18 protein-coding genes are annotated in these 24,322 nt (G+C 56.7%); 8 read left to right on the top strand and 10 right to left on the bottom strand.

Annotation, left to right across the window (positions count from 1 at the left end):
- Position 1: 1 nt before the first annotated feature.
- The 3 genes from C1719_RS03560 to C1719_RS03550 form a co-directional block, all read right to left on the bottom strand.
- On the bottom strand, positions 2-2,254 hold the full coding sequence (locus tag C1719_RS03560) for a molybdopterin-dependent oxidoreductase (protein WP_102373825.1): 2,253 nt from the start codon (positions 2,252-2,254) through the stop codon (positions 2-4).
- 162 nt (positions 2,255-2,416) lie between these two features.
- Entirely contained in the window at positions 2,417-3,640 is a 1,224-nt protein-coding gene (locus C1719_RS03555; RefSeq protein WP_180963450.1) for an MFS transporter, read from the bottom strand.
- A gap of 128 nt (positions 3,641-3,768) precedes the next feature.
- Positions 3,769-5,238 carry a response regulator transcription factor gene (locus tag C1719_RS03550; protein ID WP_102373823.1) on the bottom strand — a complete coding sequence of 490 codons (1,470 nt, stop codon included), beginning with the start codon at positions 5,236-5,238 and terminating at the stop codon, positions 3,769-3,771.
- Positions 5,239-5,656: 418 nt separating this feature from the next.
- On the opposite strand from C1719_RS03550, the gene C1719_RS03545 reads away from it, so the two are divergent.
- From C1719_RS03545 to C1719_RS03530, 4 genes are all read left to right on the top strand, one after another.
- Complete coding sequence (locus tag C1719_RS03545; RefSeq protein WP_102373998.1) at positions 5,657-6,049, top strand: GntR family transcriptional regulator; 393 nt, start codon at positions 5,657-5,659, stop codon at positions 6,047-6,049.
- Positions 6,033-6,923, top strand: a complete 891-nt coding sequence (locus C1719_RS03540; protein ID WP_102373822.1) for an ABC transporter ATP-binding protein — start codon at positions 6,033-6,035, stop codon at positions 6,921-6,923. Before C1719_RS03545 ends, C1719_RS03540 begins: the two co-directional genes overlap by 17 nt.
- A complete protein-coding gene (locus tag C1719_RS03535; protein WP_102373821.1) occupies positions 6,920-7,627 on the top strand; it encodes an ABC-2 transporter permease in 708 nt (235 codons plus the stop codon). The genes C1719_RS03540 and C1719_RS03535 overlap by 4 nt, the downstream gene beginning before the upstream one ends.
- A 167-nt stretch (positions 7,628-7,794) precedes the next feature.
- The gene (locus C1719_RS03530; RefSeq protein WP_180963449.1) at positions 7,795-8,715 is read left to right on the top strand and encodes a LysR family transcriptional regulator; all 921 of its coding nucleotides are present in this window, start codon (positions 7,795-7,797) and stop codon (positions 8,713-8,715) included.
- 383 nt (positions 8,716-9,098) lie between these two features.
- On the opposite strand, the gene C1719_RS03520 is transcribed toward C1719_RS03530, so the two are convergent.
- Both C1719_RS03520 and C1719_RS03515 read right to left on the bottom strand, forming a co-directional pair.
- Positions 9,099-9,443 carry a 4Fe-4S dicluster domain-containing protein gene (locus C1719_RS03520; protein WP_102373818.1) on the bottom strand — a complete coding sequence of 115 codons (345 nt, stop codon included), beginning with the start codon at positions 9,441-9,443 and terminating at the stop codon, positions 9,099-9,101.
- Positions 9,444-9,445: 2 nt separating this feature from the next.
- Positions 9,446-11,857 carry a molybdopterin-dependent oxidoreductase gene (locus C1719_RS03515; RefSeq protein WP_102373817.1) on the bottom strand — a complete coding sequence of 804 codons (2,412 nt, stop codon included), beginning with the start codon at positions 11,855-11,857 and terminating at the stop codon, positions 9,446-9,448.
- 968 nt (positions 11,858-12,825) lie between these two features.
- Here C1719_RS03515 and C1719_RS03505 point away from each other — a divergent pair.
- The gene (locus tag C1719_RS03505) at positions 12,826-14,049 is read left to right on the top strand and encodes an MFS transporter (protein WP_180963448.1); all 1,224 of its coding nucleotides are present in this window, start codon (positions 12,826-12,828) and stop codon (positions 14,047-14,049) included.
- Between the two features lie 911 nt (positions 14,050-14,960).
- On the opposite strand, the gene C1719_RS03500 is transcribed toward C1719_RS03505, so the two are convergent.
- The 5 genes from C1719_RS03500 to C1719_RS03480 form a co-directional block, all read right to left on the bottom strand.
- Entirely contained in the window at positions 14,961-16,337 is a 1,377-nt protein-coding gene (locus C1719_RS03500; protein ID WP_102373815.1) for an MmgE/PrpD family protein, read from the bottom strand.
- 116 nt (positions 16,338-16,453) lie between these two features.
- Entirely contained in the window at positions 16,454-17,752 is a 1,299-nt protein-coding gene (locus C1719_RS03495; RefSeq protein ID WP_102373814.1) for an MFS transporter, read from the bottom strand.
- 391 nt (positions 17,753-18,143) lie between these two features.
- Positions 18,144-18,407, bottom strand: a complete 264-nt coding sequence (locus C1719_RS03490) for a hypothetical protein (protein WP_102373813.1) — start codon at positions 18,405-18,407, stop codon at positions 18,144-18,146.
- Between the two features lie 98 nt (positions 18,408-18,505).
- The gene (locus tag C1719_RS03485; protein ID WP_102373812.1) at positions 18,506-18,850 is read right to left on the bottom strand and encodes a 4Fe-4S dicluster domain-containing protein; all 345 of its coding nucleotides are present in this window, start codon (positions 18,848-18,850) and stop codon (positions 18,506-18,508) included.
- Positions 18,851-18,874: 24 nt separating this feature from the next.
- Positions 18,875-21,313 (bottom strand): molybdopterin-dependent oxidoreductase, encoded by a 2,439-nt coding sequence (locus C1719_RS03480; RefSeq protein ID WP_102373811.1) that lies wholly within the window; start codon positions 21,311-21,313, stop codon positions 18,875-18,877.
- 258 nt (positions 21,314-21,571) lie between these two features.
- On the opposite strand from C1719_RS03480, the gene C1719_RS03475 reads away from it, so the two are divergent.
- From C1719_RS03475 to C1719_RS03465, 3 genes are all read left to right on the top strand, one after another.
- A complete protein-coding gene (locus C1719_RS03475; protein ID WP_102373810.1) occupies positions 21,572-23,029 on the top strand; it encodes a helix-turn-helix transcriptional regulator in 1,458 nt (485 codons plus the stop codon).
- Positions 23,030-23,229: 200 nt separating this feature from the next.
- Positions 23,230-23,922, top strand: coding sequence for a hypothetical protein (locus C1719_RS03470; protein ID WP_146007834.1), 693 nt, complete (start codon positions 23,230-23,232; stop codon positions 23,920-23,922).
- A gap of 39 nt (positions 23,923-23,961) precedes the next feature.
- Positions 23,962-24,282, top strand: a complete 321-nt coding sequence (locus C1719_RS03465; protein ID WP_102373808.1) for a thioredoxin family protein — start codon at positions 23,962-23,964, stop codon at positions 24,280-24,282.
- The last annotated feature ends 40 nt before the right edge of the window (positions 24,283-24,322 follow it).

Here is a 24,322-nt window from a genome sequence, read left to right as displayed (position 1 = left end):
TCTATTCCTCGCTTCCTACGGGATAGATCTTGCAGAGCAGCGTCTTGTAATTGGCGCCGAATCCCGATTTTCCGCATTTGTATTCGATGAGATTGCCGATGTCGAGATCGAACATCCCGTACAGCCCGTCCTCGAGCTCGCCGGGCGCTTCGGGCAGCCACCATGCATGGTCGGTGCTGCATACGCGCTCGTCCATCACCGGCGTTTCGACGATTCGGCGCTTGCAGCGGCCGCGCTGGTTCTCGACCCATACCCAGTCTCCGTGCTTCACGCCGTACTTCGCAGCCGTCTTCGGATTGATCTGGATGATCGCATCGGGATGCAAGGCGCGCAGATGAGGAACCTGCCGATGCTCCGAGTGGAACATGCTCCAAATGCGCGCACCGGTGGTGAGCACGAGCGGGTACTCGTCGAGCAGCTCGGGGGTTGCGCCAGGTCCGGGCGAAGGCTCCTCGAAGTACGGCAGCGGATCGAGGTCTGCATGGCTGTAATAATGCGACCACAGCTCTATGCGTCCCGTCGGCGTCTGGAAGCCGGGCTGCCCGTCTTCGCGCAGCGTGCCCTTTTCGTGCATGCCATACTCGAACGGCGGGAACCCGGGAGCAACCTCCTGCATCTCCTCGAAGCTGTAGCCGGTTTCCGCAAGGATGCTCGTGTACATATCCTCGACGGTCTCCCACGGCCACACCTCAGGGGAAATGCGCTTGCCGATCTCCAGATCGATCTCCATATCGGATTTGCATTCGCCCAAAGGCTCGATGACCTGATTGATCGTCTCGCCGCGCTGCATGCCATCGCCGATGCGCAAGCCGTTGCGCTCGGGGAAGGTGCTCGCAGGCAGGAAGATATCGGCGAGCGCCATGGCGGTCGGCGTCATGAACAGGTCGACGCACACGATGAAATCGTAGTTGTTGTGGGCCGCAAGCGTGCGCTCGGGATCGGGGCTCGTGCAAGCGAGGATGTTCGTGGTCTGCAGCCAAGCGGCGCGCAGCTTGTACGGCTTGCCCGTTTCAAGGGTCTTGATGAGCTCGTCGGTTGCGCACTCCTGGAAGCCGAGGTTCAAAAGCGGGTACTCGGGCAAGCCGATGCGCTTGTTGTACTGTTCCTGCGTGAGGAATTCGGAGCCCCACCCCGCAGCATAGTACAGGATGCTCGGAGGATTGACCATCGCACCCGGCTTGTCGATGTTGCCGGTGATCTCGAACACGGCGAGCAGCGCTTGCGCAGTCGGGATGGTCTCCTTGGTCTGATCGATCGCAACGCCCCACTGGAGTATCGCATTGTTCGCCGTCGCGATGAATCGGGCGGCGGCTACGATATCCTCTTCGGGCACCCAGGTAATCGCAGCGGTTTTGTCAAGCGGGTATTCGGCGGCTCGCTCGGCCAGCTCGTCGAAGCCGTAACACCACAGATCGACGAATTCGTGATCGTAGAGATCTTCCTGGATGATGTAGTTGATCATGCCGAGTGCAAGCGCCGCATCGGTGCCGGGCCTGATCTGCAGGAAGTATTCGGATTTGGCAGCAAGCCACGTAAGGCGCGGATCGATGGTGACGAGCTTCGATCCGCGTTTCATGCAGTCGACGATCCAGTGCCCGTACAATCCGTCAGAGTTCGAAACGAGCGGGTTGTTGCCCCACACGACGATGCACTCGGGAAGAACCCAGCGCGGATCGTCGTAGCGATCGGGGAACTGCTGCGAGTAATCGCCCAGCCAGAAAGCGCCCGTATTGGCGAAGCAGCCGGCGACGCGCGGCGAATAGCACGACTGCCCGCTCATTGCGAACACGAAGTTCGGGCTGCCGAATCCCCAGCTCAGTCGAGTGATATACTGCCCAATATCGCGACCGGTGCCCGAGTAGAACGCAATGCACTCAGGTCCGTACTTCTCTTTGAGATCGAGGAACGTCTCGGCAATGGTATCCATAGCCTCATCCCAGGTTATACGCTCCCACTTGTCCTTGCCGCGATCTTCCTTCGCGCGCTTCATCGGGTACAGGATGCGATCCTCATGGTAGATCACCTCGGGCAGAGCCAGGCAGCGGCAGCACAGCCGCCCCTCGTTGAAAGGATTCTCCGGATCGCCTTCGACCTTGACGAGCCGCCCCTCGTCATCGGTGTACATGAGCAAACCGCATCCCAGATGACAGCCCGGGCCGGACCATGCGCTCCCGCGAGTCACATGAAGGCCGTCTTCATCGTAGCGAAACGGCTTCTCGTGTTCTACAAGAGAGTACTCCCTTTTGTCTTCCATTTCTCCTCCTTCTAAGTTTTCGGTCTTGCATATGGGTGGAATTCTGTCGCATGCGCGCCGCATCCGAAATCGGCCAGCTATCGTATTTCGGGATGCAAGAAGAGGCTGAACGCATACGGAACAAGCACTATGACCAACGGTACTAGGTTGGCGAAACGCCTGTTAATCGCTCAGTTCGCCCGCTTGCTCGCGCTTGCGGAACTGCGATCTGAACACGAACGCCGCAACAAGCGCCACGCAGGACAGCCCGCCCATGACCCACGCAGCAGCCGAATAGCTCGCGTGGTCGAGCACCGATCCGACGAGCGTGGGTATGGCGAGGGTACCCAGGTTCTGGCCGAGCACCACAAGCGCAACCGCCGCGCCCACCGTCGTCGACGAGCGGGCGACAAAGGGCGGTATGGCGAAGAAAATCGTAGGCGCAGCGCCGAGCACGCATCCGGCGAAAAACGCCACGATGAACATGACCGGCATGGACGCATCGAGGTTGAACCATGCGAACTGCACGATGATGCACAGCACGATGTTGACGATGAGCACCATGCCCTTATCGCGCACGCGGGCGAAGATGACGCCGACGATGAGCGAGCCCACCAGCATGCCGAACGACGCGACCATCGATGCCATGTTGGCATCTTCGTAGGCATGCCCCAGATCGATGTTCAGATACGTGATGGTGAAGCTGTTGAAGGCATCGGTTGCCCCGCCCACAAGAAAGAACATGAACGCCGTGATCATGGCGAGGGGCGCCATATACCCCCACAGCAACCCGTGCTTCTTGCCCTCCCGCTCGGCCTCGATCTCATCGAGATCGCGACGATCGGCCAGATCGGGCATACGAACGCATATGACGACGAGCAGGGCGGCCAGTACAGTGGAGACAAGCGAGAACACCCACATGCCGGTCCAGTCGGCAGACGAGAGGATCGGATTGGCAACGCCGAGCGAGATGAGCATGCCTATGCCGACGTTCGCGCCCCATACGCCCGACACGATCCCCCGTTTCGCGGGCTCGTACCAAGCGGCGATGATCACGGGCCCGGCCGTCATGGTTACCCCGTACCCGGCTCCCTCCAAAACGCGCGATGCAAGCAATCCGGCGTCGTTGGTCATGAACATGCCGATCACCGTTCCGACCACGGACACGGTAAGCGCCACGCTCACCACCCTGCGTGCGCCGAACCGATCGATAAGCACACCTCCGAACAGCGCCATGACAAGCGCAGATGCGGAGAACGCGGTCATCAAAAGCCCCTGCATGGTGTACGAGAGGCCCAATGACTCGATCATAGACGGTTGTGACGGTGGAACCTTCCCGTATTGTGTGGCAATCAGGATGCTGGCGATGATGATTGCCCACACGGGAATCCAAGCTTTGCGACGCATAATGCTCCCCCTTTCCGCAACAATACATGCAGTGCAAGTATTGCGCCCGCGGAGCGCGCGGCACATCGAACCGCCATCGCCATTTTCCCGTCAAACTGCGGTATTACATCGGGTATGAGAACCCGTTTTCACAGTTCAGCTTCCACCATGTTGATAAGCTCTTGCTGCGAATGGATGTCGAGCTTCTTGTAGATGTGGTACACGTGCGTCTTGACGGTATGAACCGAAATGTAGAGCTCATCCGATATGTGCTTGTAGTTCCTCCCTCGCGCCAGCATGATGAAGATGCGCTCTTCTTGCTTGGTCAATTTGTAGCTTTGGGCCACGCTGAGGCAACGCTCCTTCCACGTGTCGCGAAACTCGGTGGTGTTGGCAACGCCGCCGCCTTCGCTCTCCCCCATGCCGTCCATAACCAGATTCAGGATAAGCAGGATCACGAGCACGATCGAAACGATGCCGAATCCCGTGGCGTATTCGCCTTCGCCAAGGAAGGCGAATAGAAGGTAGCCGATTCCCCATCCCACGAAGATGCCTGTGAAGTTTACGGCCGATGCAGCGCTGAGGTATCCGAAAAGCTTCAGGCCCCGATCGCGCACCTCATCGGCAAGGTCTCCCCAGCCGATGGCGTCGAAACAGGTGAAGCCGAACACCGCCACCGACAAGAACACGATCTGCATGACGGGCGAAAGGTAGGGAAACGGAAGCAGTGCTACAGCGATAAGGGGCAGCAGCAAACGCCGGATGCGCTCCGCCTCGAAGTTCGCGCGGAACACGAACGATCCGATCACGGCAACCACGGAGGAGACAAGAATGGATACGGCGATGACGATGATCAGGTCGTGGGCGGATGCCAGGTACAGCACCACATGCGACACGATCCCGAACGAAATGGTGTAGATGAGCGTCAGCGGAGCGAAATGCTTGAGTTCTGCAATACGGGACCCGAGCGACTCCTTTCTCCTGTCAACCGCAGCATGGCCGCCCTTGTCGATGGGCGGTTTGGCGCTTGCCATGTAGCGGTCGGCAACGAGCGTGCAAATGCAGGAGACCACGGGGAGAGCCATAACCATGAGCACTCCCACCACCGGGGCGAGAAGCAACGAGAACACGTAGAACATCGCAGCCAGCAAAAAACTCAGCGCGATGCAGCGAGACAGCTTCGCTCTTTTGAGCCAAACGAAAAACGCACCGGTCTTGAGGAATATCAGAGACGACACGAACGTCGATACGGCCCACGGCAGCAGCGTCTGCGCGAAGGAGACGTCCATGCCGATGCGATTGAGAAACGCAGGGAGGCATCCGATCGGCGAGAGCGCAGCGAGCAGAATCGTGCCGCCCGTTCCACGGAAAAACGCCTCCATCCTGTCGGGCGCCAACGCTGTAACGAGCATGCACAAAGCCGACGAGCCCGCCGCAATGACGCACAGTGCGAGGTATTCGGTTATCCCCGCCGAGCCGAACGGATTGATGACGGTCGACGAGTAGGTTGAAAAGATCCACCCCCAGTAGGCAGCGAGCGAAAGGACGCCTGCGATGAGCGTAACCCCGCTCCTGCTGAGCAGCATCTGCTGCTGATCGTCGCTTGCGACAACGGCCATAGCTCCCCCTTATTGTTATTTCAGGCACTTGATTCGCTCGAGAGACGGCCACCCCGAACCTTGCCGCCAACCCCGTGTCGCTCTGGAACCGCGCGCATCGACTGCAGGCGCGCTCTGGAATCGAGTACGCCCATTAGAAACAAATCAACCGCGTTTGTCAAGAAATCGCTTCGTCGATTGCGGGAGAAACCGCGAGGCTCCAAAGCCTTAGGCACTGCGCGGCTCCCGTTCTTTCGGAAACCCCTTGACGGCTGTGCATAATGTGGGTATGCTGTGCATATCGGGTATATACACTATACCCGTTGGTGGGTCCAAGGAACGTGCTTGGCCCGCCGGGTCGGGCGCGGGACGCCGCAACCGGCCACCGAGGCATGCGGGACGCCGAATGCCTCATGTGACGAAACCCGAGGAGCATACGTTGGACATCATCATCACCAATTCGAGCGGCAAACCCATCTACGAGCAGATCACTTCGCAGATGAAGGATCTCATCTTAAGCGGCGTGCTCGCCGAAGGCCAACAGCTCCCCTCCATCCGCGCGCTTGCAAGCGATCTGCGCATCAGCGTAATCACCACCAAGCGCGCATACGCCGATCTCGAAGCCCAGGGCTTCATAGAGACCGTGCAGGGAAAGGGCAGCTTCGTCGCCGGCGGCAACCTCGAGCTTCTGCGTGAGGAGAGGCTCCGTCGGGTTGAAGAGCTTCTCTCCCAGGCGATCGACGAGGCGCGCAGCGCCGACATCGAGGCCACCGATCTCATCGACATGCTCACCCTCTTGATAGAAAGCAACGACCATGAACAACTTGCTTGACATACGGAACCTGTCGAAGCACTACGACGGCTTCGACTTGCAGGACATCAACTTGACCGTCCCCGCCGGAAGCGTCGTCGGATTCATCGGATCAAACGGCGCCGGGAAAACCACTACCATCAAGGCGGCGCTCGGCCTCATCGGCACCGATGCAGGCGAGATCGAGATGTTCGGCCAGCATATCGCCGGGCGCGCCGGATCGAAGCAGACCACCGCGATGAAGCAACGGATCGGCGTCGTATTCGACACGTGCTCGTTTCCAGAGGAAATGAGCGTTGCCAGCGTCGGCAGCCTCATGGGATACTGCTACAGCTCCTGGGACAGCGCACGGTTCGACGATCTTCTTGCCGCTTTCGGGCTACCCCGCAACAAGACCGTGAAGGAGCTTTCGCGGGGAATGGGCATGAAGCTCTCCCTTGCCTGCGCGCTTGCGCACAACTCCGAGCTGCTCATTCTCGACGAAGCAACGGCGGGCCTCGACCCGATCGCCCGCGACGAGACGCTTGACGTGCTTCGCGAGTTCATGCGCAACGACAAACACGGCATCCTCATGTCGAGCCATATCACCTCGGACCTCGAAAAGATCGCCGACTACATCGTGTGCATCGACAAGGGGCGCATCGTCTTCGCCGTCGAGAAGGATGAGATCACCGATATCGCCGGCGTTGCGCACTGCCGCCAAGCCGAGTTCGATGCGCTTGCGGAAAGCGGCTTCTTCGAGCCGGGCGAAATGCGCTACCTCAAGCACACCTACGGCACAGCCGTCCTCGTTCCCGACCGCTTCGCCTTTGCCGAAAACTTCAAAACCATCGCGCTGGACAAGGCGGACATCGATACCTACATGGGTTTGATGCTGAAAGGAGATGCCCGATGAAAGCGATGATCCTCTCCGACCTGCTAACCATCAGGAAGTATTTCAAATCCCAGGCGCTGCTCTACATGGTGGTTGTTGTAGCCATCTCGCTGTTCATAGAAAACATCTACATGATCGCGCCCTTCCTCGGCGTGATGATGCCGTTCTCCCTCGCATTCACCCTTCTCGCATACGACGAGCGCAACAACTGGGAGCAGTTCCGTCTCGTGCTGCCGCTCTCGCGGAAAAACATCATCGCCGGGCGCTATGCCAGCCTGGCGATAGTCATGGTGGCGGGAATAGTACTCGGACTCGTCGCGACCGGCATCGTGTACGCCGTCGCGCACTTCGTTCCGAACATCGCCGACGCGCTCATCGCCGATTTCGACGCCCAGGGGCTGATTCTCTCCGCCGCCGCACCCGTCGGAATCATCTTCATCATGCTCTCGATCACGCTGCCGCTCATCGCCCGTTTCGGAATGACGAAGGCGATTCGCTACGTACCGGTGTTCTTCCTCGTCATCGTCATGCTCGTATTCACGAGCGGAAGCATTCCCGGCGTCGATTACGGCGTTTTCCTGCCTGCACTGAATTCCCTCGTCGCTATGCTTGAATCGCTGCAGGGGACGCTCGCCGTTGCGGGGATCGTCGTTGCCGCAGGCGCAATCATCTACGTCCTGTCGGGCATGCTTTCGGTGAAGCTGTACGAGAAGCGGGAGTTTTAGCGCAAAGGCTCACGAAAACCAAGAGCAGTCCGCGGATGGGGCGCAGCCGATACGACCGCGCCCCATCCAATCGAGACAAGCTATGCGAAACCGTCCCAACACCTCCCAACGAATGGCTTCCGTGTGCTACCATTGCTGTGCAACGGGTGCCATCTAGGGGGATTTCCATGGTTAATTTGCCACAGCTGCGCGAATTCGTGACATTCGCAAAGTACCTCAACATTTCCAAAGCAGCAGACGTACTGTTCACCAGCCAATCGAATCTGAGTAAGCACCTCAAACAGCTCGAAGGCGATCTGGGGTTCAACCTTACATGCAAAAAAGGCAATCGGATTTATCTGACCGACGAGGGCTCCCACTTTCTCAGCGGCATCCAGTCGGTGCTTTGCGACTACGATCAACTGGTCGAAGAATGCCAGCTGATTCAAAAAAACGAATTCGCAAAGCTCACGCTGCAAGACCCGCCGTTTTCAGACCGCGCCTGCGCTGCGTTTTACGAACTGGTCAACAACATCCGTCGCGCATCGAAAACCGTCAGCATCGATTTCGTGCATGAGAAATTTAGAGACCGCCCCGCCCTGCTCATGAGCGATGAGATGCACCTGCTGCTCGAATACCATTGCGATGATATCGAAAACATAGTGGAGCAGTATGCACAGCAGCATATCCTGGCTGTGCAGATATCCATCGAGCCTCTTGCGGTATGGGGCAAGCGCTTTGTACTCGAAGGGGTCGACAAGCTAGATCCCATGAGGTTCAAAGAGCTTTCCATCATGCAATCGAGCGACGCATCCAGCCCCATGAACACCCTCATCTCCGAACTGCCCGCCATCTTGGGATACTCGCCCAAGATATTCGTATCGCCCGCACGCTCCGCAGCGCAGTATTACTACAGCGGCCATAAGAACAGCGTGTTTCTTCTACCCCAATCGTATACGACCAAGGAAGTCTTCACGTCCCGAAACGATATGCGGGCCGTACCCATAGCCGACGACTCCATCCCGTGCCGCGGTGTTGCGTTGATCAATATGCGCGGCGCGTACTACAGCTTCCTCGAGCCTCTCGTCAAAACTGCCGAAGTAAGCTAGAGTGCCCCCGATTCGCCAGAAAGCGCAGCTGAGGCGGACGCTGCCGGCAAGGTCCCTTCAGCGATCATGCGTTCGACCACAAGGTTTCTCCCCTTCCCGCCCCGCGAGAGCCTTCGACCCGCCCGCCACTCGGTCTCTGCGGACTCCCGCATTTCCTGCGTGATCGCGCGGCCGCACCGCGAGCACTCGTCACGTCCGAGCATCTCGATATGGCCGCAATCTGGGCATTCGAGAAACTTCGCATAGCAATTATCGCATCCAGGACTGCACGAATAGCACATGGCTTCACCTCCAGCAAATGGTGCGGCTCGAGCAGAACGCACCGAAGCCGCACCTTGAAACGAATGGCCGATACCGTAAGGCCGGCATGTTGACTTGTCGAACTACGGAAGGAATACGCTCACTCGCGACCCCAATTCAGAAGCGCGCGCATACATTTCCTCCGGCGTTCCGTATTCGATGCAAAATGAAAGGCAGTGATGGGCGCACGCGGGTTTTTCTCCATTCGCAACCAAGTCCTCGCACGTATCGCACAGCCTGGTGGGAACGGGCTGGTATATCCATTCCATGTTGTTACGTCCACCGTCATCGGTTCTGAACGGCTGTACCTCGCACACCTTGATTCCCCATTTACCGAGGCCGATCCCCAGATGGTTGCGGCATGCGATCTCGCAGCTATGGCAGCCCGTGCAATACTCGTAATTGAAAAGAAGCGCGTTCTTCGACATGGTTACTTCACCTCTTGGCTCTCTGCCGTCGCAGGCTGTGCGTAGTATTTGGCATTGACAACGATCTTTTCGGGGTCTCCCATATTCGTAGCATCCCGTACAAGCTCCAGGTGTTTCGGCATCAACGGCTTTTCGAGCTGCGGCGAGGGAACTTCGATACCGTCGCTTTGCCCCTTGCACGGGTAAATCGTGCAACACATGTTGTCGTGGATGGAGCCGAAGCCCAGCGGCGAGCACAACCTGTTCGGGATCAGCTTGTTTACATCGGAATCCCATAAGCCGTACAGATGGGGTTCGCTTCCCTCCTGCTCGGGGAACCACCATGCGTGCGACGCCACAACCACGCCTTCCTTGACGTTGTTCCTGACCTCCACTTTCATATTGCACTTTCCGAACATGTTTTCGATAGTTATCCACTCCCCATCGACGATGCCATATTTTTCGGCATCTGCCGGATTGATGGTCGCCCACGGCAAGGGGTCGATCTCTCGAAGCGATTCGATTTGGCGGTGTTCCGAATGAAACGAGGTGTACTTTCGCATGCCCGTCGTAAGGGAAAGCGGGTAACGGTCGTCATGCAACGGCGCATCCTCGACCGGTGCGTACGGGCACTCCTTGAAATACGGCAGCGGATCCTCGCCGTAATCTTCGATGTAGGTCGATCGGAACTCCACCATCGCCGTCGAGCTGTTCCACCCGGGATAGCCGTCGGGGCGCATGAGCCCACGCTCGTATTTTTTGTACTCGTAGGGAATCTGGTAGCACACTTCTTCTTTGAGCTCGTCGAAATGCTTGCCCAAGCTGTTGTAGCAATGCTCTTCGTAGAAGTCTTCGGCGGTCTCCCAAGGCCACGCCTCGGGATTCAATCGCTTGCCCAGTAGAAGCGATATCTCCAAGTCGGATTTCGCCTCGCCCACGGTGACAGCCTTATTGATGGTGCCCTGATACTGCATGTTGCCGCCGTAATAGGGCTGAACGAGGCCGTTGTGCTCGGCGAAGGTCGAAACCGGGAGGAAGATGTCGCAGCAGCACATGATCGTGGGGTTCATGAAGAGGTCGGTTGCAACGCCGAATTCGAAGCGCTCTTTGAACACGCGGTACCAGCGCTCGGATTCGTTTCCGTTGCATGCGATGGGGTTGGAATTGCTGAAGTACGCCATACGGAACTTCGTGGGTTCGTCCGCTTCGAAATGCTCGAGGAACGCATCGGGCTGCCCCGAGAACATTCGGTGGTTGAAGAGCGGATACTCGTCCTTTCCGATACGCCCCACGAACTCGCCGGGCTGAAGGCACGATTGTGTATCTACGCGCCATTTACCTAGGAACCCACGGTGGCTTGCTCCACAGGTATTGCCACCAGGAACGTCCATATTGCCCGTCATGAAGATCATGTCCATAACGCATTGGCCCGCCTGCGTTCCCGTGAACTGCTGATCGAACGCAAGACCCCACGCGATGGACGCTGGCTTCGACGTTGCGTAAAGGCGTGCAAACGTGTATATGTCCTCGACATCGATCTGGCATATCTCCGCAGCGCGCTCGGGCGACATGGTTTTCACGCGCTCGGCGAACTCATCGAACCCGTAGACCCATTGTTCTACCAGAGCCTTGTCGTAGAGCTCTTCCGAGATGATGATGTTGCAGCAGGCCATCGCCAAAGCGCCATCGGTACCCGGACGCACCTGGAGGCACAGCTCGGCGCGGGATCCAAGCCACGTGACGCGCGGGTCGATGACGGCAAGCTTGGTACCGCGTTTCATCATGTCGACTATCGCATGCCCGAACAACCCGTCGGGGTTCGAGGCGAGAGGCTCCTTGCCCCAAACCACAATAAGCTCGGGGAGCGTGAAGCCAGGGTCATCGTAACGCAGGGGGCTCCAAGCGGCATAATCGATTTCAGGATAGCCGATGTTGCCGAAAACGCTGGCAGCCGTCATGTTGCGCGGCCCGTAGCAAGCCTGACCGCTCATACAGTACAAATAGTATGGGGTACGGAACACTGCAGACGAGATGGCCGGTCCGTACAAACACGCCTCGCGGCCTGTTCCGCCGAATACGATCACGCTGTCGTTACCGTACTTCGCCTGGATCTCCTGGGTTTTCTCAACAATCGTATCGATAGCCTCGTCCCAGGTGATGCGTTCCCACCTATCGAGACCGCGATCCTCGAAAGCGCGTTTCATGGGATACACGATGCGCTCCGGATTATACACGTACTCGGGAAGCGTCAGGCAGCGAACGCACAAACGCCCCTGCGTGATCGGATGATTCTCGTCTCCCTTAACCTCGACGAGCTTTCCGTCGACCACGTGAAGCTTCACGCCGCAACCAACAGGATGGCAACCCGGCGCCGACCATGCGCACGAACGCACCCAGTAGTCGTCTTCAGTACCCGTTTTCCAATTCTCGGCCATAAAGGCCTCCTCTCTTATTACCCATCTTCGCAGAAGCATCCCGCAACCGTTCGCAAAATGCCTTTCTCGCTTACGCTATTCGCCCAACTTGTCCGACGGCGAAGGGGCCATAGGGGCACTCGGAGCCTTGGGGGCCGCCGGAGCTCCGGGAGCAGCCGGTGCACTCGGCGCATTTGGCGCACTCGGGGCTGCCGGAGATGGCGCCTTTGCCGCAAGTTCCTCGCGACAGAACGGACATTTCTTAGGAACGATTCCATCGGACGGAAACACCATTTTTCCGCAATGGGGGCATGGGCGAGGTCCTGCAGTATCCGCATCAGCTGGTCTGAAGCACATGATGCTCTCCTTATCTTTCGTCATAGTCGGTTTGGGGTTTCGGCGCTCGGCACTCGGATCGAGCGGATACCGAGCGCTCCTTCGGCTTCACCTGCATACAGGTGGTACGGCTCCTTCATCATAAGGGCCGAACAGCCCCGCGTGTCCCCCGAAGTAGTAAAGCCGTTTATGCAAGTCACGATGTGAAAGAAGGAAAAAAGCGAATAGCGGTCGTTCGCAAATGGAATACCTGTTTTTGTATTCGCGAAAACCACGGGAAACGCGCTGGTGCGTTTTCCGGAAACCTACTATAATCAAACGATCCACAACCAACGCTTTTCGTCGACACGCTCGATCGGCGCAAGCGTTTCAAAGACATCCGCCGCATCGACGTCGCTCGATCGGTGGGCGGTAGGTCGGAGTAGTTTCGATCTGGTTTTCACTGTCCCCGATTAGGCTACCTAAGCATACAACCATGCTGTCTTTGCCCACAACCTCGCCCATCACTGGCAAAACAAACTTCAGGACGAAAGTCCTCGGGTTAGGTGGAAGTTATGATCGCAACACATGATTCGTATGTGAATATCGGCAGCATCAAGCTGCATAAAGCATGGATTATCTTGATTGGTTGCTGCTTTTTGCAAGCAGCAACCTTGGCGCCCATCATGGGTTGCCAAGGCAATTTCGTTGTACCCATCTGCGAGGATCTGGGGTGCGGCCGTTCGGAGATCTCCGCTTTCATGACGGCCTACTGGCTGTCCATGATACCTGCCCTGCCCATTGCGGGAAGAATACTGTCCCGGTGCGATATGCGGAAAGTGACCACCGTCAGCACCGTGGCCGTAGGATTGGCTGCAGGCTTCATGGGCACCTACACCGAGCCCTGGATGTGGATCATCTCGGGCTTGGTGTTCGGAACGTTCGGCTGCTGCGTTTTCACCATTCCGCTCGTCACCATGATAGGAAACTGGTTTCATACGCGCACGGGCGTTGCCATGGGCATAGCCACGGCTGTTTCCGCCTTGGCTATCGTGGTTCTCTCGCCGTTTCTGCAATGGTGCATTGCGACGTTCGGATGGCGGAACGCCTATTTCATCGAGGCAGGAATCGTACTCGTATTCACACTACCTTGGACGCTGTTCGTTTTTCGTGGGGAACCGCGCGATTGGAATGCAACGGCCTATGGCATGACCGACGAAGCGGAGATGGAGCTGAAGGAGCGCACGAACCTCGACTTTAGCTCAGCGCCCGGCGTGCCCCTGAAGCGAGCGCTTCGCTCGACGGCGTTCGTCATGCTGTTTCTGTTCGCCGGAATCGCCGCCATGCTTGGTTCGGGTTTCGATTCGCATTTGCCCGGATACGCCGATTCGCTTGGCATGAGCGCCGAATACGGCGCCTACATGGTATCGGCCCTAGCATTCGGCAGTTTTTGCGAGAAGCTGGTCATGGGCTGGGTGAACGATCGCTTCGGCGTTTGGTTCGGCATCGCGTGCGAGTTCGTCATGGTGGTCGTAGGAATCGTCGGCCTTCTTATCTTGCGCGACCCCATGCTCATGTTGGTGGCAACGTTCCTTTTCGGTGTGCAGGATTCGTTCACCAACGTATCGCTCCCCCTTCTGGTGAGGCGCGTGTTCGGCAACCGCAGCTATACCGAGATCTTCTCTTGGACCCGCATGGGTGCGGGCATATTCGGATCGTTTGCCGCCGTCCTCGTGGGATTGAGCTACGATGCAAGCGGCAGCTATACGCCTGCGTTCGTGGGCGCGCTCGCGCTCGTCGTGCTCGGCTCGGTGTTCGTCGCAGTCGCCCGCAAGACCATGGGGCGGCTTACCTGGGAAGACGGAATCCATCAACAAGAGAGAAGCGGTTTTGCTTGAACAAGGATCATAACACAGGGGGTCATTTCCAGACAGGTCCTGGACACTGCGCTCAACCGCTAGCAAGAAGGAATCGGACGATTCTATCCCAACAGAATCGTCCGATTCCATATCCAAAACGTAATCGCATGCCAGAAGGTTCTGTTTCAAACACTGTCACGCAAACTTTCTCGAAGATGAGTCCATTGCATCGCAATCGCAAACAAGAGTCCCCCGTCGGGCGCTGGCGTCGTACTGCCGACATATTCGGCAGCCAGCAACATGCCGAGCTAAAACCCCTCAACGCCTGGATACTCTTTGCACCCGTACGAATACTCGCATACCAAAGGAAAATGCATCTGAATAATACCCGATAGAAAGATTAAAGCCTCGCTGTATTCGCAGGTCTCAATCCTTTACGACTACCACGTCATCCAAGGGTAGCAATACGTGAAGCAGCGCATTCGACGATCGCTTGTCCATATGAACCCGTTAAGTCTGATTTTGCTTGCATGTCCATACTGCTCATACAGAACAAGCGCAAGAGGACAATATTTTCCATCCCAAGGTCCGCCGTAATCAGAATCGCTCGCACGGATGTTTAAACAGCCCAACCGCCCTTTTTCGAATCAAAAAGCGCCGAAGAACCTCTGGCGTTCAAAAGCCATTCCGCTCAGAGGCCGATTACCATAAAGCGCCTTCTGAGCTATTGCAGTGTCCAGTACAGCGACTCGCCAGTCCGAGGCCCGACGTCTAAGTAGATTCGCCAGCACGAGCAAGAGAATAGGCGGCAAAACCATTAAAGCTACTACGAATTAGCGACTTAGGCTGATGTCCGGTTCGCCCGCCATCGCACTCGGCAAGCTTTCCAAAACAGCTCGAATTGAGCCTAGAGCGGCAAATCGCCACTCTAGGCCGCCACCTAACGTTTTCTACGGGACCAAAAGCTGCACAAATTCAGCCATATCATCAATCTGCTCGATACTCCACGCAACATCGTAAGCTTCCCGCAGTTTACCCATATCAACCTTGCCACCAAACGCTGCGTTGGTTTCGAATTTCGCTTCAAAATCAGCTTTCGGTAAAGGCTTGCGTTCGACATCGCCGAGAATATCTCCCTTGACTTCGCCATGCATTGTCTCTCCATTTACAAGTTCGATATCAATGCACGCAGCAAAACCGCCCGATCCTTTAGCGCCAGCCAAAGGATTCCACTCGTAAAACTCTAGCTTATCCAGCATCTCCTTCAGTTCGGTGCTCGTCATCCATTCTGGAGCGTAGCTGGCAGCCACCACCTGACCAGTAAGGATATAGGTCGACAGAGTGAATCGACGATTGAAAAGCCCGTCGCATTCACACGTGCTCCCAAACGGGAAGTCTCCATTCGTAAGGCTTTTCGTTGCGCCAAACCGCACCTTTTTCACATCTTCGGCCCTGAGGATACGCCCTTGCAAACATTCCCGAGCAGCATCAAGAACGACATGGTTTCCACGACAGCACGCCCAAGGCTTGATTACGGCATCGCTGAAATATCGCGTACCGAGCTCCTTAACAAGCTCGGAAGTATCTCCGTTTTTGGCAAACATATCCATAAAGCATTTTGGCCCTGTAATGGGGTCATCGAGTGCCTCGAAGCCACGAAGCGCCATCTCGGCGGCAAAGATTCCATGATACGCAGACAGCGCGTTTCCAAGCTTGAAGGTCCAGAACCCCTGTGTGTTCTGCATGGTTCCACCAGCCATATTGAGAGCAATGCCGAAAGCCGCAAGCGTTTCCGCCTCGCCCAGCCCCAACGCTTTTGCCGAAATAGCAGCGGCGCCAAGGCAGTTCGCGGTACCGTTACCGTCAAAGCAGCCCAACGGATCAAAACGGGTTGCTTCGGTCAATCGACATGCCATATCATCACCGAGCAGCATCGCGAGCAGCATCTCCTTGCCCGACAGCCTCTTCCATTCGGCAAGGGCTAAAGCAACAGGAATAGTGGTGCTTGTCACATGCGCAGGCCAACGAGTGATATAACCCTCTGCGTCTATGGCTTCGAAATCGAAGGATCTCAGCTGCAGACTGTTCACGAAAGCCGCAGCATGAGCGGGAACCATGTCGCCAAAGTTAACAATTGATGACTCCTCGGCTCCGCCCCAGGCCTTCACCATCTGAATCGAACCCAGAACGCCCACGCCTCGGGCTCCGGCGCTCATTACCCCAACCGAATCGGCAAGGCGCTCTTTCGCCCGAAGCAATATAGCGTCTGGAAGATCTTCGAATTTGGCGTTTACTATATGGACAGCAAATTCTTCCGACGGATTCATTTGTATGATCTCCTTCCTAGCATTTTAACCTTCAACGCAGCGTCGATTCTCTATGACAAACCTCCAGCATTCACTTTCGTCAAGCGAAACAACTGCGATAGTCATTCGACAAACAATTAGCCTTTCTTACCCGCCTTTGCTTCTTTACGCCTCTCGTTGGCAGCGCGCGCCCACGGCGAAACCGTATCGGCAATGCAGAAGCCAACCGCAGACACAATGGCGAGAGCCGCAAAGAAATAGCACATCAACGCTGCACCCAAAAACTGCAAAACGCTCGCAGTGGTAAACGATGAGATCAACCGGCCAACGTTCAATATCGCCTGACTATAAGAGTTGTATGCAACATAATCTTTGTTTCCGAAAAGCTGCGTAACGACAACGGCTGCAGTAGTCATGATTGGCTTCATAGCACCAACGAGAGCAAGCGCGAACACTGCAAACGCGATACCTGCAGGAGCCATGCCGAGCCACTGGGATAGGCAGATGAACCCAACACCCGATAAACCAAAGAAGAAAACGAAATAAATCTTATTACCAAAGAATTTATGAAAATATCCAGAATAGAGCATATGGACACCGCAGATAACCGTGAAATAACTCTGGAAGAGAGCGGCGAGCGGCTTGTCCATTCCCGCCTCCGTCAAAAACGTCGTCAAGAAAGTCGTGATGCCCCCATTGATGACCGCAGCGGCAATAAATGCAAGCGTAAATAAATAGATCGGAGAGTGCTTAAAAGCTTCCCCGAAACCCCAACCGACAGCTTCCTCTTGAGACTTCTTAGAATCCGCAGCAATTTGAGCCTTCGCAGCAGCAGCAAGCTCCTCTGCAACAAACGAGTCCGGCTTACGGAAGCAGATCAAGTTGGCACCGCCGCCCAAAACAATCGTTAGGGCCGCAATAACCCAAAACGCGCCTTGGAAATCCATAAAGGTCCATAGCCAGGCCATTAGCGCCGTATACCCAGAGACGATAAGAGTTTGAATACCAGCGATAACCGTAAACTTGCTGCCAGAATCCATTCCCCAATATTGTCGCATTAAGCCAGATGCCGCCCCTAGCGATCCAAGTGCAGAGCCGAAACCCGCAAGCAAACCACACGCCACCCAGGGAACGTACGGAAGGCCAATCGCATTCACCACCAGAAAAGCTGTAACTAAGCAGGTGCCCACCAACATCGACCAGCGTGGCGTTAACTTATCGATAAGCTTTGTGCCAACGAGAGCCATGATCACTACACCCAGAGAAACCACTGTCGACATCATGGAAGCTTCCACTTTTGTGATCTGCATAGCCTCGATGATATACGGAAAAGAAGTCATGACTACTTGGTAGGACACATTCATGCCCATAACAATGATGCAACCAATGCTTGCAACTATTTGTGTACTAGTTGGTTTTCTTATTGCACTAGACATCAGCAAAACCCTCCTTAAAAAAATTATTGTTCATCCCAGACAACACAAGGCCGCACCCGATACCTAACATGCAGTCCCCACACATGATTTTTCTCCCGCTCGAAGTAAGAAGAATCCTGTGTGAGAGTCAGCGCATCCGACGACTCCCCCTTTCTCGCAGTTGTCGCAGAATCCACAACCACAACCTCATAGTACTGCGGCGAAATGCTGAATAACCTCCGTCTTTTTTCTGGCCGATATTACATTTCAGAAAACCGTTCATTCGTTTTCGGAAATCACGCATTCGCTTTCTTACGCGCTTGCAGATCGAACCCGAGCGCCACCGGTTCACACCAGCCGGTACGCCGAAAAAGCAGCTCACAACCTGCGGATCGGCATTCCGACCACACCCTTACCGAGGAGCGCCAGGCGCTTTCGGCGGAGTGGGTGAGCTCGGTGCACCAGGAGCTTTCGGAGCGCTCGGCGGCTTGCCGATGTCGGACGGATCGAACACCGCAGCACCGGGCACGCCAGGGGCATTCGGATCGGGCATGTCGGGTTCGACGTTAATCATATCTCGCCCGCATTTCGGACATTGCGCTACCGTCGCATCGCTCATCTCTCCGCAATCGGGGCATGTCTTGGTCAAGACCAAGTTCGCTGGTCTGAAGCACATAGCTACTCCTTTCCGCGGGCCGCGCTCGGCAGAACGCGGCCCGATCCGTCAATGCTCCCGCTCGGCCCGACCGAAACCGGCGCAAGCGGGCGCCTGGTCTACTTCTTTGTGGTCAGCAAAGCCCACCGGGTTTTGCCGTCCATCTTCTTCATCAGATCCTCCACTTCGCCGTGATACATGCACCACGCTTGGCAATGCTGGACGCACATGGGAAACTTGCCCGCCTCAACGCGGTCTTCACACATGTTGCATGCCTTGGTGAGCACGGGCATATACGTCCATTCCCACTTCTCGGGTCCGCTCTTACCTTCGTATGCATGCGGCAGAATCTCGGTTAGCTTGATGCCGAACTCGCCTTCGGGAAGGTTCAGTATCTTCTTGCACGCCACTTCGCAGCTGTGACAACCGGTGCAGTATTCGTAATTAACCAAAATGCCTTTCATTGCTTGCCTCCTTTCGCAGGGCTCTTAATAGACTTCGTAGGGATCGGAACCGGGGATGATCTCGTTCCAGCTGTCGCGATCGGCAACAACCTGGTATGGCATCTCGTCGCCTTCCCTGTAGGGATAGATCTTGCAGATGCCGTTCTTGATAGCCGAACCGACACCGCCTTCACCGGCCTCGTAGGCGCGGGTCAGGTTGTTCACGTTAGAGTCGAACGTGCCGAAGAAATACGGCGCCTCGGCTTTCTGCTCCGGATACCACCACGCATGCTCGGCATGCACAACGCCTTCCTTAACCTTTTCGCAAACATAAGCGACCTGACGGAAACGACCGCGGTCGGACTCGACCCAGACCCACTCGCCATCGCGGATGCCGTACCGCTCCGCATCGTTGGGATGAACGGTGAGCAGCGGCCACTGGTGGAATTCGCGCATCGTGGGCTCCTGGCGATCCTCGGAATGGAAGAATTCGAACGAACGGCCGCCGCACGTAAGAATAAGCGGGTATTCCTTGAACATGCCGGGTGAGGTCACGGGGCCCGTCGGGGGCTCCTTGAAGTACGGCCACGGAGTCAGGCCCCACACCTTGAAGGTGAACGGCGAAAGCTCGATGCGGCCAGTTGGCGTCGCAAAACCCGGCTCCCCGTCGGGACGGAGCATGCCTTTTTCGTATTTCCGATAGGTTGCGTTGAACTTATCGTATGCATGGCCGCCGGCCTTTTGCAAGCCCTCCAAATCGCCGGCAAACGGGAACTCCTCGCTAAAGCGCTTCTGATCGAGCTGGTTGTTTGCGGACGCCTTTGTCCCGAATGAAGCCAGGCCCGCCTGCGGCGTCAAGAACCAGTTCACGAAATCCTCTGCGGTTTCCCACGGGAAGGCATCCGGGTTGAGGCGTCGACCCAGTTCAACGATGATCTCTTCATCGGATTTCGCCTCGTAATAGCTGGTTACCTTTGAGAGCGTGCGAACAGGCGTCCACCACGAACGGGCGGAATTGCGCTCGCAGCTCATGGCAACGGGCATGACCACATCGGCGAGCGCCACAGCGGTCGGCGTTAGGAAGGGATCGGCGTACGCAATGAACGGAATGTCCTTCAGTGCCTTGTACAGGCGGGGCGCATCCATGGCAGCGCAGGCAAGCTCATTGGTGGACTGGGCGTACCACATTTTAATGGGGTATGGCTCGCCTGTTTCCATGCAATGGAGAACCGCCTCGGAGGCCGCCTGATGGATGAAGTCCTCGCCATCGGTGTTGAAGACGTAGTGCATGGTTGCCTTTTTCTTTGCAGCCTCGGGATCCACCCATTTCACGCCGTTATCGGAACCACGCGATACGTTGTAAGCGTTGTGAACGAGCAGCCAACCGCCGGGAGTATCGATGTTTCCGCAGATGGCCATGAGGTCCACGGCGGCAAGGTTCAGAGCCATAGCCGACATGTTCTGGTCGAATGCAAGACCCCACTGAATCGCCGAGCTGTTACCCGAAGCGAATAGGCGCGCCGAACCAATGACGTCCTCAACGGGAATCTGGCAGATTTCTGCAGCGCGCTCGGCCGTCCACTCCTGCACATGTTCCTTGATAACATCGAAGCCGGTCGTCCACTTCTCCACGAACTCGTGGTCGTACAGATCTTCGTTGATGATGATGTTCAACCATGCGCACGCAAGGGCAGCATCGGTGCCAGGGCGAACGGGCAGCCAGAACTCGGCGCGGGCGCCCCACCATGTCAGACGCGGGTCGATCGAGATGATCTTCGAGCCCATCTGCACGCACTGTACCAGCCAGTGGCCGATGTAGCCGTCGGCGTTCGAAGCGAGCGGCTCGTTGCCCCATACCACCAATACCTCAGGCGGGCGGAACTCGTCGGCGATGTAGCGATCGGGATGGGCCTGGGACGCGTCCACGATGGGAAAATCGCCCATGGGGGCGATGCAGCCGCACGTACGGGGCAGATAGCAAGCATATCCCGTAAAACCGATGTGCGCGACGTTTGCGGTCTTGAAAGCCGCTTGGAAAAAGTAATGCAGCTGCCACACCGTACCGCGCGCCGTACCTTTTGTGCAGAGAATCGATTCTGGGCCGTATTCTTCCCAAACCTTGCGTGTCTCACGCTCGACGATATCATAGGCTTCATCCCACGTAATGCGCTCCCATTTGTTCTCACCGCGCTCCCCTGCGCGTTTCATGGGATACTTGAGACGATCCGGATGGTTGATGGCCTCAACGCGATTCAAGCACCGCATGCACAAGCGGCCGTTAGCACAGGGATCGAGGGGGTCTCCCTCAACGAACTCGACCTTTCCGTCTTTCACGTAGTACAGCAGGCCGCATGAACTATGACAGCCCGGAGGTGAATAGTGATACGTACGTGTTACAGTGTATCCATCTTCCTCCCATTGGTACTCCCCCGCATGGTACGCATCACGATTGATGCTGTCGAGAAACTCTTTGTAGTCAGCCATGCTCTTCTCCTTCCGTTTCTCAAGAACCTTTGCTTTCCTCTCCCGAAAACGCCCCGTCTACCAGCCCTCGATGCTTCTCGTCCAAAAACGGGTCTTCTGCCGGCTACGGAATTCGGAACGGCACCACCATACGACCAGCTTGAAAACCAAGGGGGAAACGAATAGTATGGTTCGCGTTTACAGACGCATCTGAGCGTATTCTTTTTCAGCAATACCGCCGCTTTGCGTCGGCGTAACAGGCGTTCTCAGGGGGAAACCATGACAAACGACGAGCCGGATGCGCATGCCGTCAAGCAATCGAAAACGGGCGCCGATGGTGCCGACACCGAAAAGACAGTGTTTGAAACGGGCGAGAAGATCGGCTATGCCGCAACCGTCGCCTGGCTTCCTTCCCTGCTGCTCAACGGCGCGTTTTCCCAAGGCGACCTTGCTGCACTGTGCTCGAACCTCCCTGCCCCGCTCGATTCGCTCAGCGGCGTGCTGCCGGCGACGTTCTGCCTTCTTCTGTGCTGCATATTCGGGTTGGCGCTCATGGCATCCGCCAATCGGGTCACGGCGAAAAAGCATTTCTTCTCACTGTGGACCACAGCCGCCCTCTGCGTCGTTGCAGCCTTATGCATCCCAAGCGACATCGCCGAAGCCGTACTGCTAGCGGCCGCGTTCACCATCGCCCGCCTGATCTGGAAACTGCATTTGGTGAACAAGGCCTTCGATTCGACCACGCTGGTGGCGGCTACGCTGCTCTGCGGCGCCATGCTGCTGCTTTCGGCGCTTCTGGATGAATCGGCAACCCAATTTTCGCTGCATATCCTGCTCGTCATATCGCTGTGCATGTTTTTGGCCGTGGCCGCAGCCACGTACAGGGATTGGGTTTTCGTCCCCAAGGAAGCGATGCGTGCCAAAGGTCTTACCGCACCGCAGCGAGTATTCGCCGCCACTGCCAAGGCAATGACCGGTATCGCCTTCGGAGCGCTCGTATACACGTGCACTTACCAAACCTCTTTGGCGGTTGCGGGATCCGTCTGGCTGGCAAGCGGCATAGCCGTTCTTCTGCTCGAGCGGGTGAAGAAGAAGCCTTCGAAATCGGCCACGCGCGGGTATTTCATGCTGGGATCCATCGCGGCACTGATCGCCATCCCCCTCGCGCCCGACATCGGTCGGATAATCGGCGCAGGCGTCCTATCCGCGTTCATGGTGACAAGCGCGCTGTCGAACGCGATCCGGCATATCGTCGTAGAAAAGGATCTCACGCTTTCCGACGTGTACCTGTTCGGCTTTCGCCACGCCACCAATTCGGCCGGGATGCTCTTGGGCTATGCGAGCAGCTATGCCGTACTCGCGTTCGCCGCGCCACCTTCTGCCGTGGCGTTCGGGTTTTTCGGAGCAGCAGCGCTCATCGTGGCATTCGTCAGCCTTCTTTCTCTAGGTGTCTTCGAGAGCAAACGCGAGCGCATCCCCGCTGCGAACATAACCGATCCATGGCACGAGAAGGTCATGACCCTTGCCAAGCAACACGATTTGACACCGCGCCAAACCGAGATATTCGACGCTCTATCGCGCGGGCGCAACGCCAAGTACATCATGCAGCGCCTGTATTTATCCGAAGGAACCGTGAAAAAACAGGTATTCCAAATCTACAAGCGCGTAGGCGTGCACACTCAGCAGGATCTGATCACGCTGGTCATGGAAGTCGATTTGGATCGCAATCCGAAATAGAAACGCCGAGCGACGGGCGGACGCAGGCAAAGCGGCTGCAAATGCACAGCAGATGCGGCGCTGCCGCGCGCAAAAGCATACGGCTTCGCCTTCTTTGCTTGAACAAGCATACTCTCGGTTTCCACTCGTCAGCAACCCGAGAGGTATGGTGAGACGGTAGCTGCGGCTTACCCGGCAAACCGTCGACGAGAGGAGCGCACGTGAGAGAATCAATGGGCGTGTTCATAGAGAACCAAGGCAACGCTTCAGCAGTCAAGGCGCTTGAAAGCATCAACGGACTCAGACCCGTTCCGCTCAGGCTGTTCATCGAGGGCCCCCATCATGCAGGCAAAAGCGCACTCGTAAGAGGATGGGCCGAAGACGCTGCGAAAAACGGGGCGGGCGACTCGGTGTTCGCCTGCTCGGGCGCCGATATCGCGATTGCATTGCAGTTCGAAGCGGACGATTCCTTCTTCGAGAAGCTAGGCTCAACGCCCGTGCTTATCATCGATGACCTCGAACCCCTGCTCCGTACCGAAAAGGGCGACCAGTTGCTTTCCCTGATGCTGCATGAGCGCGATCGCCAAGGACTGCACACCGTAATCACTTCTCAGATCCCTCTTACCGAATGCACCCTCGAAGAATCGCGCGAGACGCTCGATTCATTTGAGGTTGTCACGATCGAGCCCCTCGACGAAGAAGGGAAACGCGCGTTTGCGCGCAAAGCGGAGGCAGAATACGGATCCGAAACCCACCCCGAGCTCAGCGACGACGCCGTGGCATGCATCATCGAACTGGCGAACGGCCGCTTCGCTGATATCGAGAACGCCGTACGATATCTCGTAACGGACGAAGATTGCACGAGCAGGGAAACCCTGGATGCTTCCGCAATCAAGGAATTATTGCATCGGTAACCTACGAGTGCCGTCCTTGACGGCGGAACGGAGAAGGCAATGGCAAGCGCAACCATCCTCACTGACGAGAACATCGTCGAATTCATCGAAGGCCAAGAAAAGCCCGTGCTCGTGTGCTTCTATTCCAGTGAAGAGGACACGCAGTATCAGTTCGACAAGGTAATCGAGGAGCTGGCCGACACACAAGACAAGGTGGCTATCGGGAAGATCGATGCGTGGAAGAACCCCGAATCGGCCCGCTTCTACAATGCCAAGTGGTTCCCCACGTCCATCATGTTCTCAAACGGGGAGATCAAAGATTACTGCGTGGGAGAGGATTACGCCGAACAGGTAATGGAACGGTTCGCGAATTTCTTCTGATGTGCTCTGGTGCGGGATTCTCAGCGCGAGAGATGGCCCT

This window comes from Raoultibacter massiliensis, from assembly GCF_900199545.1.
Lineage (GTDB): Bacteria > Actinomycetota > Coriobacteriia > Coriobacteriales > Eggerthellaceae > Raoultibacter > Raoultibacter massiliensis.
The sequence above is the reverse complement of the archived record's forward strand: the minus strand, read 5'-3'. Positions and strand labels throughout refer to the sequence as shown.